Here is a 16,227-nt window from a genome sequence, read left to right on the forward strand (position 1 = left end):
CTTCAATGGGTTGGTCAACCAGACCGGATGCAGGCCGGGGCGTCAAGCCCGCAGTGGCCCGCCTGCACCGCAACATTTCGGCACGCGAGGGGCTATCTACCACCTATGACTATGCTAAAGTCAGGGGCCGGATGCAGGCGGGCATTCAGGTACACTTGGGGCGTCATCATAGGGGCGTCATGGGCAGCGGCGGCAGCGGGGGCCGCCGTCGGAAGGGATGCGGGATGGCTGTGGAATCGACCCTGGCACTGTCGGCGCAGGCGGAAACGCCTGACGAGGCGCGACGCAACCGTCGGCTGGAGAAGCTCATCGAACTGGGCATCGCCCTGTCGGCGGAGCACAACCACGACCGGCTGATGGAACGCATCCTGCTGGAGGCGAAGGATCTCACCAACGCCGACGGCGGCACCCTGTATCTGCGCACCGACGACGATACCCTGCGCTTCACCATCCTGCGCAACGACACCCTGAACACCGCCATGGGCGGCACCACCGGCGTGCCCATCCCGTTCCCGCCGCTGCCGCTGTTCAACCCGCAAACCGGCCAGCCCAACCACAACAACGTCGCCACCCATGTGGCCCTGACCGGCGCCTCCATCAACATCGACGACGCCTACGAGGCGGAAGGCTTCGACTTCTCCGGCACCAAGAAGTTCGATGCCGGCACCGGTTACCGCTCGCGGTCGTTCCTCACCATCCCGCTGAAGAACTATTCCGGGCTGGTCATCGGCGTGCTGCAGCTGATCAACGCCCGCACCGACGACGGCACCGTGGTGTCGTTCTCCGCCGAGGTGCAGCCGCTGGTGGAGGCGCTGGCCAGCCAGGCCGCCGTCGCCATCGACAACCAGCAGCTGATCGCCGCCCAGAAGCGACTGCTCGACAGCGTCATCAAGGTGATCGCGGAGGCCATCGACTCCAAGTCGCCCTATACCGGCGGCCACTGCGCCCGCGTGCCCAAGCTCGCCATCATGCTGGCCGACGCCGCCTGCGCCGAGCAGGACGGCCCGTTCGCCGACTACGAGCTGGACGAGGACGAGAAGTACGAACTGTACCTGGGCGCCTGGCTGCACGACTGCGGCAAGGTGACGACGCCGGAATATGTGGTCGACAAGGCCACCAAGCTGGAAACCATCTACGACCGCATCCACGAGGTGCGGACCCGCTTCGAGGTGCTGCGCCGCGATGCCGAGATCGCCCTGTGGAAGGGCATCGCTGAAGGTGGCGACGAGGCGGCGCTGCGGGCCGAGTTCGACGCCACCTGCGCGGCCCTGGATGCCGACTGGCGCTTCATCGCAGAGTGCAACATCGGCGGCGAGTTCATGTCCGACGACCGCAAGGCGCGGGTGAAGGACATCGCCGCCCGCACCTTCGTGCGCCACTTCGACCGTACCCTCGGCCTGTCGTGGGAGGAAGCGCAGCGCCTCACCGACGATCCGCCGCCGCCCCCGCCGGCGGTGGAGCCGCTGCTGTCCGACCGGCCGGACCACCGGGTCGGCGTGTACAATCGCGGCGAGATCTACAACCTGTGCATCGGCCGCGGCACCCTGACCGACGAGGAACGCAAGGTCATCAACGACCACATCGTGGTGACCCAGGAAATGCTGAAGAAGCTGCCGTTCCCCAAGAACCTGCGGCGGGTGCCGGAGATCGCCGGCAACCACCACGAAAAGATGGACGGCACCGGCTACCCGCGCGGCCTGAAGGGCGAGCAGATGGGGGTGTCGGAACGCATCATGGGCATCGCCGACATCTTCGAGGCCCTGACCGCCGCCGACCGCCCCTACAAGACGCCGAAACGGCTGTCGGAGTGCGTGAAGATCCTCAACTTCATGCGCAAGGACAACCACATCGACGGCGACCTGTTCGAACTGTTCCTGCGCTCCGGCGTCTACCGCCGCTATGCCGAGGAATGCCTGCGGGAAGACCAGATCGACGACGTGGACCTCACCCAGTACCTGACGCGGAAGGACGCGGCGGAGTAGGGGGAGGCTTAGGGGCGTCGTTTGAACAGGACAAAGACCGCGAAGGCGCGCCGGTCGGCTGCCGGTACCCGGCGAAACCGGGCGATGACGTCGCGCGCGTCGGCGATATCCTGCAGGACGTCGCTTCTGGCAAACCGGGCGAAAGGGTCGTAGTCCGCGCTGTGGCGCTTGGCCTGGAGGGTCACGAAGGCGGCGGCGAAATCCCGGATGTCCTGCGGGAACCGCGAGATTGCGGCCAGGTCCATGCAGTTCTGCTTTGCCAGCCCATGGTCAAGCGCGCGGTAGGTCTGACGCCACGCCGCATCACTGCGGGCCTGCCGAGTACTGCCGACAAGCAGGTCCGCACCGCTGCGCGCGAGGCAGTGAAAGAGGGCATAATAGGCGGAACTGACCGCGCGGCGGAGATTTGCCTGCCGCGCGTTTCCTCTTCCAGCGGCGACAAGATCGTCCGCGGCCAGAAGCAGGTCAGGCGGCTTCAGTGCCGGCCCCCTCCGCTTGTCTGCGGTCGAGGTAATAGAGAACCGGAAAGGCGTCTTCGCCCAGGTTCGACAGCCGCGGCCAGATATGCCGCACGAGGCCCGAGGACGTGCGCGGGTTCAGGATGCGGCCGCCGTTGTCGAACAGGATGTTGATGCGCAGCAGCGGGCCCCCTTCCCAATCCTGCTCGCGGCTCACGGCGCCGACATGAACATCGGCGTCACCGAACTGCTCCCGCAGCACGGTTTCAACCACGTCCTGAATCGCAGTGATGTCCGGCATGACCATCTCCCGTTTCATTGCCGAGGATAACCCGGCTGATCCCCGAAATAAACGCTGCCAAACGACATGGGGACGGGATCACGGAGGGCAAAGCCCCCTCAGGTCAGATGCGGCAGGCGGATGTAGTCTTCGCTCTGCATTTCCATCAGGCGGCTGACGGTGCGCTGGAATTCGAACTTGCCGTCGCCTTCCAGGTACAGGTCTTCCGGCGGCGCCTCGGCGGAGCAGACCATCAGGGTCTTGTGGTCGTAGAGGGCGTCGATCAGCGTCACGAAGCGCCGCGCCTGGTTGCGGTTCTCCGGCCCCAGGCGGGGAATGCGCTCGATCACCACGCAGTCGTAGAGCGTCGCGATCTGCAGGTAGTCGTGGGTGCCGAGCGGCTTGTCGCACAGGTCGGTGAAGGAAAACCGCGCCGTGCCGTTGCCGGCCAGCGGCACCGGGATGACGCGCTCGTGCACCACCACCGAATCGGGCGCCGCCGGCTTGCCGTCGAGCAGGCGCTGGAAGATGGCCTCGATCTCGGCATCGGCCGTGGGCCCCAGGGGGGTGACGTAGACCTTGGACCCCTGCACCCGCCCCAGGCGGTAATCGGTCACCGAGGCCAGCTGCAGCACGTCCAGGCGGCGGCACAGCAGGTCGATGAAGGGCAGGAACTTCTCCCGCTGCAGGCCATCCTTGTAGAGATCCTGCGGCGGCCGGTTGGAGGTGGTGACGATCACCGTGCCGGCGGCGATCAGCGCCTCGAACAGGCGGCCGACGATCATGGCGTCGGCGATGTCGTGGATTTCCAGCTCGTCCAGGCACAGCAGCCAGGTCTTTTCCGCCACCCCGCGGGCGATGTCGGCGAGCGCGTCGTCGCCGCCCGACCTGCTCTTGCGGCGGGCGTGGAAGTCGGCGTGGATGTCGCGCATGAACTCGTGGAAGTGCAGGCGGCGTTTCTTCGCCACCGGCGCCGTCTGGTAGAACAGGTCCATGAGCATGGACTTGCCGCGCCCCACCTCGCCGTAGATGTAGAGCCCCGGCGGCGTTTCCGGTTCCTCGCGGCGGTGGCGCAGGGCGAAGCCGAAGCGGGCGCGCCAGCCGGTGGCGCCGGTGGAGGGCTCGTAGCCCTGCAGGGCGTGGGCGAGGCTCTCCAGCTTCTCGGCCGCCAGGGCCTGGGCCGAATCGGGCTTCAGCTCGCCGGAGGCAAGCTTGCTGCGGTAGAGGGCGAGGGGTCCGGTGGGCGGCATCGGGTCCGTCAGGGCTGGCTGGGCGAAGGAAGTCGCAGAGCCCGGACGATAGCGGCAAATGCCGCCGCGCGGAAGGGTCGGCGGCGCGGCGGGCGGCTCAGCCGGGCATGCGGCCGTCGCCGGGGTCCTGCTGCAGGGCGCCGCGGATGTAGAGCGACCGCACGGCGATGATCACCGCCACCATGAAGGGCGTCGCGAACACCAGGCCGAGGAAGCCGAACAGCAGGGTGAAGATCACCGTCGCCGCCACCGCCAGGGCCGGCGGCAGATGCACCGCCCAGCGCGCCGCCGCCGGGGCGATGACGTAGCTTTCCACCTGCTGCAGCACGAAGAAGCCGAGCGCCACCCAGCCGGCGGTGGCGACATCGACGGTCAGCGCCACCAGCACCGCCGGCACCGCCCCGAGCCAGGGGCCGAGGATGGGAATGAACTCCAGCACGCCGGCAACGATGCCGAGCGCCAGTGCCATGGGCACATCCAGCGCCAGCAGCAGCACCGTCGCGCCCACACCCACCGCCAGCATGGACACCAGCTGGCCGAGGGTCCACCGCCACAGGCCTTCGCCCATGGCATCCAGGGTGGTGGCGATGCGGTCCTGGCGGCTGGGCGGGAACAGCATCAGCGTGCCGGTGCGGTAGGTGCCCGGCGACACCGCCAGATAGATGCCGACGAACACGATGATGAGCACGCCGACCACGAAGTCGAACAGGGTGGAGGCGACGGTCATCACCCGCATGGCCATGCCGCCGTCCAGCAGGCCGCCGCCGGTGGTGTCCTCCACCACCGCCATCAGGCCGGTGTCGTCCATCCACTCGCGGATGCGGCCGAAACCTTGCTCCACGGTCTGGCTGAGTTCCTGGAACTGGGCCACCGCCTGGGCGCCGAACAGGGCGCCGCCGCCGACCAGCGTCACCGCCGCCAGCACCAGCAGCAGCGCAAGGCCCCAGATGCGGCCGATGCGCAGCAGGCGGGCGAGCAGGGCGGCCGTCCGGTGCAGGATGACGGCCAGCAGCACCCCGGCGAAGGCGAGGATGACGAAGGTCGCCATCTTCCACAGCGCCCACAGGCCGGTCACCACGGCCGCGACGATCAGCACCCGCCGGGTGAAAGCGGCGAGGTCTCGGCGTTCGGCCTCGGGCAGCATGGGATGTCTCCGGCGGCGGCGGGGTCACCGCATCAACACGCGGCGCCCCGGCGGCGTTCGCCGGTGCCGCCGGCGCAAAAGGACCGGGCCGCCCCCAGGAGCAGGAAGGGGCGGCCCGGACTGCCGTTCATCGCCTCGGGAGGGGGCGGGATCAGTCGACCAGGCGGTCGGTGCGCTCCTCCATGCGGTCGGCAGCATCTTCCATGGCTTCGGCGCTTTCCTCGCCGGCTTCGTCCAGCTGTTCGCCCATCTGTTCCATCGGGCCTTCGTCCTCGCAGGCGGCCAGCACCGGCGCCGTCAGGCCCAGGACCAGGGCGGTGAGGACGGTCTTCGGGCCAAGCTTGTGCATGCGACGCATGATCGCTTCTCCTTCTTCGGTCTTGGTCGGCGCCGTGGCGCCCCTGTTGGAAGAAGAACGAGCCGGATCGCGCCCGGGTGTCGTGGCAAAGCGGTGACAGGACGGTGGCGGCGGCGAGGGCCGGCGCCTCAGACGGCGAGCCGGTGCGCCAGCGCCGTCAGCAGGCGGACGCCGAAGCCGGTGGCGCCGCGGCGGGACAGCGGCCGGTCGTCATCGGTCCATGCCAGCCCGGCGATGTCGAGATGCGCCCACGGCACCCCGGCGGGCACGAAGCGGGACAGGAAGCGGGCGGCGTGCAGGGCATCGGGCAGAAAGCGCCCGGCCGGGGCGCATTGCAGCAGGTCGGCCACGTCGCTGCGCAGGTCGTCGTCGAGCGCCGGGTCGAGCGGCAGCGGCCACAGCGGCTCGCCCACCCCATCCCCCAGGGCGCGCAGGGCCGTCGCCAGCGCGGCATCGGAGCAGAACAGCCCGCCCATGTGGCGGCCGAGGCTGGTGACGACGGCGCCGGTCAGCGTCGCCACGTCGACCACCGCCCGCGGCCGCCGCGCCGCCGTGGCATGGGCGATGGCGTCGGCCAGCACCAGCCGGCCCTCGGCATCGGTATCGACCACCTCCACCGTCAGGCCGTTGCAGGCGCGCAGGATGTCGCCGGGGCGCAGGGCGTCGCCGCCGGGCATGTTCTCGGCGATGGCGAGCACGCCGACCACGGGGCAGGCGGCCTGCATGGCGGCAAGGGCGTGGACGGCGCCCAGCACCGCCGCCGCCCCGCCCATGTCGCCCTTCATGCGCTCCATGCCGTCGGCCGGTTTGAGGGAGAGGCCGCCGGTGTCGAAGGTGATGCCCTTGCCGACGAGCACCAGCGGCGGCGCCGCCGCCGCTGCGCCATGACCGGGCCAGGTCAGCGTCACCAGCGCCGGCGGGTGGGCGGAGGCGCGGCCGACCGCCGCCAGCAGGCCACAGCCGGCGGCCTCCAGCGCCGTCACGCCCTGGATCACCTCCACCCTGACGTCCAGCACCTCCAGCGCCCGCGCCCGCTCGACGAAGGCGGTGGGGGTGAGGATGTTGCCCGGCGCCTCCACCAGTCCGCGGGCCAGTAGCACGCCCTCGGCTTCCGCCCGCGCCCGCTGCCACAGGTCTTCGGCGGCGGCGGTGGCGGCAAGGCGCAGGGTGGCGGCGCGGACGGTCGGCGCGGCGGCGGGGTCGGGGCGGCTGTGCCAGGGCGACGGGTCGGGCAGGCGCAGCACCAGCCCTTGCGCGAAGGCGGCGGCGGCCTCCGGGTCGAGGTCGAGGTCCACCGCCAGCGTCCCGGCGCCGCTGCAGCCCAGGGCGGCGGCCACGGCGGCGCCCAGGCGGCGGGCGCGGTGGGGCTCCATGCCGCCGAAGGGGCCGAGGCCGAGCAGCACCAGCCGCTCCGCCGCCACGCCCTCGGGTGCCAGCACGGTCAGCACCTGCCCTTCGCGGCCGGTGAAGGCCGGCGAGGCGGCCAGCGCCCGCGCCACCACGGCGGCCACCTGCGGCGCCCGGGCGGCGGCGGATGCGTTGCCGCCCTCCCACACGCCGAGCACGCGTGTCGCCGTCGGGCGCCAGGGCGGAAAAGCGGATGTCGATCATGCGGCCTGCATGTGTCCGATCATGCGCGCGGCGGCGCCCCGCTGCCGGAGCGCCGCCGCGTCGGGAGGGGCGGGCTTACTTCGCCTCGTACTGATCCGCCACCAGACGGTCGAGCAGGCGCACGCCGAAGGCGGTGGCGCCCTTCGGCACCGTCGGGCTGTCCTTCTTCGACCAGGTGACGCCGGCGATGTCGATGTGGGCCCAGGGCAGGTCGTCCTTGACGAACCGCTTGAGGAACTGGGCGGCGGTGATGCTGCCGGCCTCGCGGCCGCCGGTGTTCTTCATGTCGGCGATGTCGGACTTGATCTGCTTGTCGTAGGCATCGCCCAGCGGCATGCGCCAGACCTTTTCGCCGGTCGCCTTGGCGGCGGCGGCGATCTGCTCGGCCAGGGTGTCGTCGTTGGAGAACAGGCCGGCGTGCTCGCTGCCCAGGCTGATGATGATGGCGCCGGTGAGGGTGGCGAGGTCGACGATGGCCTTCGGCTTGTGCTTTTCCTGGGCGTACCACAGCACGTCGGCCAGCACGAGGCGGCCTTCGGCGTCGGTGTTGATGACCTCGATGGTCTGGCCCGAGGCGCTGGTGACCACGTCGCCGGGGCGCTGGGCGGTGCCCGACGGCATGTTCTCCACCAGCCCGATCAGGCCGACCACGTTGGCCTTCGCCTTGCGGCCGGCGAGCGCGCGCATGAGGCCGGTGACGACGCCGGCGCCGCCCATGTCCCACTTCATGTCTTCCATGCCGGCGGCCGGCTTGATGGAGATGCCGCCGGAGTCAAAGCACACGCCCTTGCCGACGAAAGCGACCGGCGCCTCCTTCCTGTCGTCGGCGCCCTGCCATTCCATGACCACCATCTGGCTTTCGCGCGCCGAGCCCTGGCCGACGCCGAGCAGCGCGCCCATGCCGAGCTTCTTCATCTCCTTCTCGCCCAGCACGGTGACCTTGACGCCCACCTCGGCCAGCGCCTCGCATTCCTTGGCGAAGCTTTCGGGGTGGATGATGTTGGCCGGCTCGCTGACCAGGTTGCGGGTGAGGAACACGCCCTCGGCCACCGCCTCCAGCGCCGCCCAGGCCTTCTTGGCGCCGTTGGCGTCGGCACCGGCGACGGTCAGCTTGGCGAGCTTGGGCTTGTCGTCCTTCTTCTCGGTGGTGCGATACTTGTCGAAGCGGTAGCTGCGCAGGCGGGCGCCGAAGGCCACCTGGGCGACGGCCTCGGACTCGTCCAGGCGCGAGGCATCAAGCCCGTCGACCACGATGCAGGCCTGGCGGTCGTCGGCCAGCGCCGCATAGGCGGTGCCGCCGGCGGCCTGCAGGGCGAGGGTGTCGGCTTCCTCCGCCTTGCCCAGGCCGACCAGCACCAGACGGTCGAGCTGGGTGCCGGCCGGGGCCAGCAGCACCAGCGTCTGACCGGCCTTGCCCTCGAACCGGCCGGCGGTGCGGGCGCGGGTCAGGGCGCCGCCGAGCGTGCCGTCGAGGTCCTTGAGAAAGGCCCCCGGCTCGTCGCCCTGGGCGACCACAACGGCAAGGGCGCCCGTCTCGGGAACGGCGGGCTTGGCGAAGGAAATCTTCATGATCGAACGATCCTCGTGCCTGACTACAATGGATTGCGCGCCGGGCGGGGCGGGGGCGGAGCCGAAGCCCCGCGGGCGGCGCAGAAAACGCAAAAGGTGCGGCTGGCTACGACTGTAGCGAAACCACAGCCGAAGAAAACCCCGCTCATGCAGGTGGGGGGCATGAGCGGGGTGGTCAAGGCAGTGCTGGCGGCGGTCGACGGTCGGCAGAAGCTCAGCCGACGGTAAGGAAATGCAGGCTGAACAGGCGCTGGCTGTCGGTCCAGGTCTGCGCCGGGCGGAAGCCGGCCTCGCCGGCCAGGCGGTGGAAGCCCTCCACCGTGTATTTGTAGCTGTTCTCCGTATGCACCGCCTCGCCCTCGTCGAACAGCACGGAGCGGCCGGCCAGGTGGACGCGCTGGCGGCGGCGGCTGATCAGGTGCATCTCGATGCGCGAGGCGTCCTCGTTCCAGAAGGCGTGATGGCGGAAGAAGCGCGGCTCGAAGCTGCCGCACAGGTCGCGGTTGATGCGCGACAGCAGGTTGAGGTTGAAGGCGGCGGTGAGGCCGTCGCGGTCGTTATAGGCGCGCTCCAGCGTCTCGCGGTCCTTCACCAGATCGACGCCGATGAGCAGGGCACCCTGCGGCCCCAGGTCGTCGGCCACCGTGCGCAGGAAGCTGCGGGCCTCGTCGGGCTCGAAGTTGCCGATGGTGGAGCCGGGGAAGAAGCCGACGCGGCGGCGCTGCTGGGCGATGCCGGGCAGCGACAGCGGGCGGGTGAAGTCGGCGCACACAGCCGCCACCGGCAGGCGCGGGTAATCCTCCGCCAGGGCGGTGGCGGCATCCAGCAGATGGTCGCGGGAAATGTCCACCGCCACCAGCCCGCCGAGGCGCGGCATCGCCTCCACCAACTGGCGCACCTTGGCGAGCGAGCCGCAGCCGAATTCCACCAGACAGGCGTCGGGGCCGATCAGGCGGGCGATCTCCGCCCGATGGGCCTTCAGGATCTGCATCTCGGTGCGGGTGGGGTAGTATTCCGGCAGCTGGCAGATGCGGTCGAACAGGCGGGAGCCGATGGCATCGTAGAAGTACTTGGCGGGGATCGCCTTGGGCGTCGCCGACAGGCCGCGCAGCACGTCGGGGCCGAAGGTGTCGCTGTCGTGGCCGAGGTCGACGAATTCCGCCAGGCCGGGCGGCAGCGACAGCGGCGCGGCGGCTGCGGGGGTGGGCAAGGTCAGGCCGTGGTGCATTTCAGACGTCCTCCGCCAATCTGACGCCGCTGTAGGCCCAGCGGTCGTGGGGGTAGAAGAAGTTCCGGTAGGTTGAACGCATGTGGCCGGCCGGCGTGACACAGCTGCCGCCGCGCAGGACCATCTGGTTGCTCATGAACTTGCCGTTGTATTCGCCCAGCGTGCCGGCCGGCGGGCGATAGCCGGGGTAGGGGCGGTACGGGCTGGCCGTCCATTCCCACACGTCGCCAAAAAGCTGCAGCGGCGCCGCCGGCTCGGAGGCCGGGACGGGCGCCAGGGGCAGCAGCAGGTCGCGGTCGGGGTCGGCGAGCAGGCGGCCCTGCACCGGCACTTCGGCCGCCACCGCCTCCCACTCCTGTTCCGTCGGCAGGCGGGCGCCGGCCCAGCGGGCATAGGCGTCGGCCTCGTAGAAGCTGACATGCACCACCGGCGCCGCCGGGTCGAGCGGCCGCAGCCCGTGCAGGCCGAACTGGCGCCAGCCGGCGGGATCATCGGCGGCGGTGGCGTCATCGGCGGTGCGGCGCCAGTAGGCGGGGCTGCGCCAGCCCTCGCGCTGCACTGTCGCCCAGCCGTCCATCAGCCACAGGTCGGGGCGGTCGTAGCCGCCGTCGGCCATGAAGGCGAGCCAGTCCCCGACGGTGACGCAGCGGGAGGCCAGCCGGAAGGGCGGCAGCAGCACCTCGTGGCGCGGCCCCTCGTTGTCGAAGGCGAAGCCGGCGGACGGGTCGTGGCCGATGGCGACGATGCCGCCGGGGTGGTGGTGCCAGTCCAGGGGCGCTGCCGCTGACGGACTGCCGTCGCCGCCGCCGGCGGGCGGGTGGCGGTAGACGGGGGCGGTGGGATTGGCGGCGAAGAGGTCCAGGATATCCATCAGGATGAGTTCCTGGTGCTGCTGCTCGTGCGCCAGCCCGATGTCGAGCAGCGGCGCCACCGTCGCCCAGGTGGCGGCATCGGCGCGCAGGATCAGCGCCTCCATGGCCTCGTCCACCGCCTTGCGCCAGGCGATCACCTCGGCCAGCGGCGGGCGGGTCAGCAGGCCGCGCTGCGGCCGCGGATGACGCGGCCCGGCCCCTTCATAATAGCTGTTGAACAGCAGCGGGAAGGCAGGGCGGAACGGCGGCCGGTCGGGGCTGACGGCGCGCAGGATGAAGGTTTCGAAGAACCAGGTGACATGGGCCAGGTGCCACTTGGTGGGGCTGCACTCGGGCCGCGACTGTACCTGCATGTCTTCCGGCGACAGCGGCGCCGCCAGCCGTTCGGTGGCGCGGCGGATGCTGCGGTAGCGGGTGCGGGCCCTGTCGCGGTCGCCGGCGGCCAACGGCGCAAGGGCGGCGTCGGCGTCGCAGCGGGCTTCCGGCATGCGTGAGTGTCCCCGGTTGGTGAAGCAGTCGCTTCTTCAACGCAGGGAGGAAGCCGCCGTTGCGTCGGCGGCAGCCGCGCCCGCCGCCCTCAGCCGGAAGACCGGCCGGGGGCGGCGCGGCGGCGTTTACGATCAGGCGGTCGCCAGGCGGTCCTGCAGCGGCTCGCCGTCGGTCTTCAGGCTGGTCAGGCCGAGGCGCGAGGCCGCCACCACGGCGCCGGTGCGGTTGCTGACGTTCAGCGCCTTCAGGATGGCGGTGACGTGCAGCTTCACCGTGCCTTCCGACAGGTTGAGGATGCGGGCGATTTCCTTGTTGGACTTGCCCTGGCCGAGCAGCGCCAGCACCTCGCGCTGGTGCGGCGTCAGCGGCGCGGCATCCAGCGACAGGTCGGCATGCACCGGCTCGGCATTGCGGCCGACAACGGCGCTTTCGTCGATCAGCGCCGGCGGCAGGTAGACGCCGCCCGACATCACCAGCCGCAGGGCCGACAGCATGACCTTGCTGGAGCTGGTCTTCGGGATGAAGCCGGCGGCGCCGAGGCGCACCGCCTCCAGCACCAGGCGACGTTCTTCCGAGGCCGACAGGATCACCACCGGCACCTTCGGCAGCCGGCGCTTGACGGCGCCCAGGCCCTCGTTCCACGGCATGCCGGGCATGACGAGGTCGAGAAGCACCAGATCCAGCCCGTCTTCGCGGTTGGCGATCTCCAGGGTCTGGTCATAGCTCGACGCCTCGATGACCTGCAGGTCGGGGCCGAGTTCTCCCAGCACCAGACGCAGGCCGTCCCGGAACAGTTCGTGGTCGTCCGCGATCAATATCTTCAAGCTGCTCACCCCTCACCTATCCTGCCGCCCTGCGGAGCCTGTCTGGAGCCGTGCGCCCCGGTTGCCGCGCCCCTCTCGCGGTTCCCGTCACGGTTCCCTCGCTCCACCGGAGGGCATATACGCCCGCTACACCTTTGGACGGTACTACCCTACGCCATTCCGTACAAGATTACGACGCACAATCGGCGGCTGTATCGGCATTTCATGATAATGACGGAGTTGCCAGCGCCCCCGGCGGCCCCTTACCCAGGCGGCTAGTGACAGCGCCGGTGCCGCACCCCATCATGGGGAGATGACGACCGATTCTTCCTCTTCCCCGGCCGGGTCCGGCCGCGCCGCCCCGGCCCGCGGCGACCTGATGGCGAGCGACCGCGAGGTCTTCGCCAGCCACATGGCGCTGATCGCCGAGATGACGCGGGAATTTTCCTCCTCCCGCGACAGCCAGACGGTCAGCCGCCACGGTCTGGCCCGCATCACCACCTTCCTGGGGGCGGAGGCATCGTCGCTGTTCCTGCTCGACGAGGAGGGGCACGACCTGGTGTGCGTCGCCTGCTTCGGCCCGGTGGACGTCACCGGCATGCGGCTGCCGCTGCGCAAGGGCATCGTCGGCCGGGCGGTGGTGCTCAACCAGACCCAGATGGTGCGCGACGCCGGCCGCGACCCCGACTTCGGCGGTCAGGAGGTGACGGAACGCACCGGCTTCGTCACCCGCTCGGTGCTGGTGGCGCCGCTGTCGCTGGGGTCGGAGCGGCTGGGCGCCATCGAGATCATCAACAAGGCCTCCGGCGACGGCCTGTTCGACGACCACGACCGCACCCTGCTGGAGGTGCTGGCCGGCTCGGCGGCGCTCGCCATCGACAACTTCCGCCTCACCCAGCGGCTGATGGAGCAGGAACGCGGCCGTCATGAACTGGCCCTGGCGGCGGAAATCCAGCGCGGCCTGCTGCCGCGCGAGGCGCCGGCGGATTTTCCGGTCCACGGCGTCAACGTGCCGGCCCGGCTGGTGTCGGGCGATTTCTTCGACATCGTGGAGGAACGGCCGGGCGATCGCATCTGGTTCGCCCTCGGGGACGTTAGCGGCAAGGGAATGAACGCCGCCATCCTGATGACCAAAACCGCCAGCCTGTTCCGCTGCCTGTCGAAAACCATCGCCAGCCCCGGCCGCCTGCTCGCCGCCATCAACGCGGAACTGTGCGAGACGGGCAGCCACGGCATGTTCGTGACCATGGTGGCCGGCTTCTACGACACCTGGAGCGGCCGGCTGCGGCTGGCCAATGCCGGGCACGAGCCGCCGCTGTTCCTGCCCGCCGGGTCGGACAGCTTCATCGCCGTGCCGGCGCTGGCGCCGCCGCTTGGCATCGCGCCCGATCTGGTGGGGGCGGAGGGCTATCCCGAGCATGACCTGGCGCTGGAGGACGGCAGCGCCCTCTACATCTTCACCGACGGCCTGACGGAAGCCTACGTGGCGGCCGAGGGCAACGAGTCGCTGGGGGTGGAGGGGGCGGAACGCATGATCCTCGACCTGCGCGCCCTGCCGGCGCCGGAGCGGCTGGCGGCCATGCTGGACCGCGTGCGCCGCCCCGACCGGCCGCTGCGCGACGACGTCACCCTGCTGGTGGTGGAACGGGGGGCGGCGTCATGATGGCCTCCGTGCTGCCCGATCCCACCCTGCTTGCCCACCTGCGGGTGGCGGCGACTCCGGCCTCCTTGCGCATGATCCGCCGGGTGGTGCGCGAGGCGGCGCTGCTGGCCGGCGCCCCGGAACCCTGGGCCGACGACCTGATGCTGGCGGTGGACGAAGCCTGCCAGAACGTGGTCCGCCATGCCTATGCCGGGCAGCCCGGCGACCTGTGCATCACCCTGTCGCGCACCCCCGACGGCGACGGAGTCGCCGTTGAAATCCTTGATTTCGCCCCTACCGTAGACCCTTCGCAGGTCCGCGGACGCGATCTTGACGACGTGCGTCCGGGCGGGCTGGGCGTTCATCTCATCGAGGCCTTGTGCGAAGAGGCGGGGTTCGCCGCCGCGCCGGAGGGGGCAGGCAACCTCTTCCGCATGGTGAAGCGCTTTGCCAATGCCGCGCCGCAACGGTAGAACCATCGGGAGGTCGCATGAGGATCAAAGGGGGTAGGGCACGATGACGGTCGACATCTCCACCCGCGGCAATGCCGCCGTCGCCCACCTGTCGGGCGAGGTGGACCTGGAGCGGTCGCCGGGGGTGCGGCGGGCGCTGCTGGACGCGCTCGGCCGCCGGATGCCGCTGGTGGTGGACCTGTCGCAGGTGTCCTACATCGACAGCTCGGGCATCGCCAGCCTGGTGGAGGCCTACCAGACCGCCCGCAAGCAGAGCACGCCCTTCATCCTGTGCGCCGTCTCCGCCGCCGCCCTGCGGGTGATGCAGCTGGCGCGGCTGGACAAGGTGTTCGACATCCGCCCCACCCTGGACGACGCGCTGGCGGCGGTCTGAATGGCGCAGGCGAAGGCCATATCCTTCCTCGACCGCATGGGTCGCGCCGCCGTTGCGGCGGTGGCGGAGCTGGGCTTCGCCGCCGTGCTGCTGGGCCAGGCGCTGCTGTGGACGGTGATCGGCCGCGCCCGCCGCCAGCCGGTGCGGCTGTCGGCGGTGGTGAAGGAAGCCATGGACATCGGCATCCGCGCCCTGCCCATCGTCACCATCATGTCCGGCACCATCGGCATCATGCTGGCCATCCAGGGGATCTACAGCCTGCGCATCTTCGGCGCCGAGAGCAAGGTGACGCTCGGCGTGGCGCTGTCCATCGTGCGCGAGTTCGGGCCGCTGATCACCGGCATCCTGGTCGCCGGGCGGTCGGGCTCGGCCCTGGCGGCGCGGCTCGGCACCATGAAGATCAGCCAGGAGATCGACGCCCTGACGGTCATGGGCATCAACCCGGTGCGTTTCCTGGTGGCGCCGCCGCTGCTGGCGGCGCTGGTGATGATCCCGGCGTTGACCTTCTACGCCGACCTGATCGGGCTGCTGGCCGCCGGCCTCTACATCTCGGCGGAGCTGGGGCAGACCCTGTCGGCCTACTGGCTGGACGCCATTGAATCGATCACCGCCAACGACCTGCTGCACGGCCTGGGCAAGAGCGTGCTGTTCGCGGTGCTGATCGTGCTGGTGGGCGTCATCAACGGCCTGTCGGTGTCCGGCGGGGCGGAAGGGGTCGGCCGCATGACCACGCGGTCGGTGGTGCACGCCATCTCGGCGATCATCATCACCGACATGCTGTTCGTCTTCGTGACCACGCGCTGACCGCGGCAAGGAGACGACCAGCATGGCCCGCACCGCCGCCGCCGCCGACCGCCGCCCGCCCACCGCCGCCGAGCTGGAGGGCATCCCGCTCGACGAGCGGGAGGACGTGATCGAGGTGGAAAACCTGGTCACCCACTTCGGCGAGCGCAAGATCCTGAAGGACGTCACCCTGTCGGTGCGGCAGGGGGAGATCCTGGTCATCATGGGCGGCTCCGGCTCCGGCAAGTCGACGCTGCTCAACCATCTGCTCGGGCTGCTGAAGCCGACCTCGGGCACCATCCGCATCCTCGGCAAGGACATCACCCGCATCAGCGAGCGCGAGTTCACCGAGATCCGCAAGAAGCTGGGCGTGGCCTTTCAGGGCGGGGCGCTGTTCAGCTCCATGAACCTGATCGAGAACATCATGCTGCCGCTGTTCGAGCACACCGACCTTGACCGCTCGACCATGGAAATCATGGCGCGCATGAAGATGGAGGTGGTGTCGCTGTCGGGGTTCGAGAAGCTGATGCCGGCGGAACTGTCGGGCGGCATGATCAAGCGCGCGGCGCTTGCCCGCGCCATCGTCATGGACCCGCGCATCCTGTTCTGCGACGAGCCCTCGGCCGGCCTCGACCCGGTGGTGGCCTCGGCCATCGACGACCTGATCCTGTCCCTGCGCGCCGCCACCGGCATGTCGGTGGTGGTGGTGACCCACGAACTGGACAGCGCCTTCAAGATCGCCGACCGCATCTGCGTGCTCGACAAGGGGGCGGTGCTGACCATCGCCCCGGTCGACGAGGTGAAGGCCAACCCCGACCACCGCATCCAGAACCTGCTGAACCGCCGCACCGAAGAGGAGGTGCTCGATCCCGAGGAGTACCTGCGGCGCCTGACCGGAGAGACGTCATGACG

Annotated in this window: 16 protein-coding genes; 6 read left to right on the forward strand and 10 right to left on the reverse strand. The window is 70.2% G+C overall.

Features of this window, described 5'->3' with window-relative positions:
• Positions 1-224: 224 nt before the first annotated feature.
• Positions 225-1,982 (forward strand): HD domain-containing phosphohydrolase, encoded by a 1,758-nt coding sequence (locus ABD056_RS09270; RefSeq protein ID WP_343866276.1) that lies wholly within the window; start codon positions 225-227, stop codon positions 1,980-1,982.
• An 8-nt stretch (positions 1,983-1,990) separates the two neighbouring features.
• On the opposite strand, the gene ABD056_RS09275 is transcribed toward ABD056_RS09270, so the two are convergent.
• The 10 genes from ABD056_RS09275 to ABD056_RS09320 form a co-directional block, all read right to left on the reverse strand.
• A complete protein-coding gene (locus tag ABD056_RS09275; RefSeq protein WP_343866277.1) occupies positions 1,991-2,227 on the reverse strand; it encodes a hypothetical protein in 237 nt (78 codons plus the stop codon).
• Between the two features lie 220 nt (positions 2,228-2,447).
• The gene (locus tag ABD056_RS09280; RefSeq protein ID WP_343866278.1) at positions 2,448-2,741 is read right to left on the reverse strand and encodes a hypothetical protein; all 294 of its coding nucleotides are present in this window, start codon (positions 2,739-2,741) and stop codon (positions 2,448-2,450) included.
• Positions 2,742-2,839: 98 nt separating this feature from the next.
• Positions 2,840-3,970, reverse strand: coding sequence for a cell division protein ZapE (zapE, locus tag ABD056_RS09285; RefSeq protein ID WP_343866279.1), 1,131 nt, complete (start codon positions 3,968-3,970; stop codon positions 2,840-2,842).
• Positions 3,971-4,067: 97 nt separating this feature from the next.
• Entirely contained in the window at positions 4,068-5,114 is a 1,047-nt protein-coding gene (locus ABD056_RS09290; RefSeq protein ID WP_343866280.1) for an AI-2E family transporter, read from the reverse strand.
• Positions 5,115-5,265: 151 nt separating this feature from the next.
• Positions 5,266-5,472 (reverse strand): hypothetical protein, encoded by a 207-nt coding sequence (locus ABD056_RS09295; RefSeq protein WP_343866281.1) that lies wholly within the window; start codon positions 5,470-5,472, stop codon positions 5,266-5,268.
• Positions 5,473-5,600: 128 nt separating this feature from the next.
• Entirely contained in the window at positions 5,601-7,037 is a 1,437-nt protein-coding gene (locus ABD056_RS09300; RefSeq protein ID WP_343866282.1) for a leucyl aminopeptidase family protein, read from the reverse strand.
• Between the two features lie 121 nt (positions 7,038-7,158).
• Complete coding sequence (locus tag ABD056_RS09305) at positions 7,159-8,652, reverse strand: leucyl aminopeptidase (protein WP_343866283.1); 1,494 nt, start codon at positions 8,650-8,652, stop codon at positions 7,159-7,161.
• Positions 8,653-8,866: 214 nt separating this feature from the next.
• Entirely contained in the window at positions 8,867-9,880 is a 1,014-nt protein-coding gene (gene egtD / locus ABD056_RS09310; RefSeq protein WP_343866284.1) for an L-histidine N(alpha)-methyltransferase, read from the reverse strand.
• Between the two features lies 1 nt (position 9,881).
• Positions 9,882-11,240: an ergothioneine biosynthesis protein EgtB gene (gene egtB, locus ABD056_RS09315; RefSeq protein ID WP_343866285.1), complete on the reverse strand. Its 1,359-nt coding sequence runs from the start codon at positions 11,238-11,240 to the stop codon at positions 9,882-9,884.
• Between the two features lie 132 nt (positions 11,241-11,372).
• Positions 11,373-12,065 carry a response regulator gene (locus ABD056_RS09320; RefSeq protein ID WP_343866286.1) on the reverse strand — a complete coding sequence of 231 codons (693 nt, stop codon included), beginning with the start codon at positions 12,063-12,065 and terminating at the stop codon, positions 11,373-11,375.
• A gap of 292 nt (positions 12,066-12,357) precedes the next feature.
• On the opposite strand from ABD056_RS09320, the gene ABD056_RS09325 reads away from it, so the two are divergent.
• The 5 genes from ABD056_RS09325 to ABD056_RS09345 are packed head-to-tail and all read left to right on the forward strand — an operon-like array spanning position 12,358 to position 16,225.
• Positions 12,358-13,707: a PP2C family protein-serine/threonine phosphatase gene (locus ABD056_RS09325; RefSeq protein WP_343866287.1), complete on the forward strand. Its 1,350-nt coding sequence runs from the start codon at positions 12,358-12,360 to the stop codon at positions 13,705-13,707.
• Positions 13,704-14,159, forward strand: coding sequence for an ATP-binding protein (locus ABD056_RS09330; RefSeq protein ID WP_343866288.1), 456 nt, complete (start codon positions 13,704-13,706; stop codon positions 14,157-14,159). Before ABD056_RS09325 ends, ABD056_RS09330 begins: the two co-directional genes overlap by 4 nt.
• Positions 14,160-14,202: 43 nt before the next feature.
• Entirely contained in the window at positions 14,203-14,532 is a 330-nt protein-coding gene (locus ABD056_RS09335; RefSeq protein WP_343866289.1) for an STAS domain-containing protein, read from the forward strand.
• Entirely contained in the window at positions 14,533-15,336 is an 804-nt protein-coding gene (locus ABD056_RS09340) for an MlaE family ABC transporter permease (protein ID WP_343866290.1), read from the forward strand. It begins immediately after the preceding gene.
• Positions 15,337-15,358: 22 nt separating this feature from the next.
• Entirely contained in the window at positions 15,359-16,225 is an 867-nt protein-coding gene (locus ABD056_RS09345; protein ID WP_343866291.1) for an ABC transporter ATP-binding protein, read from the forward strand.
• The last annotated feature ends 2 nt before the right edge of the window (positions 16,226-16,227 follow it).

The sequence above is a fragment of the Caenispirillum bisanense genome, assembly GCF_039523075.1.
In the GTDB taxonomy this organism is placed as follows: Bacteria; Pseudomonadota; Alphaproteobacteria; order Rhodospirillales; family Rhodospirillaceae; genus Caenispirillum; species Caenispirillum bisanense.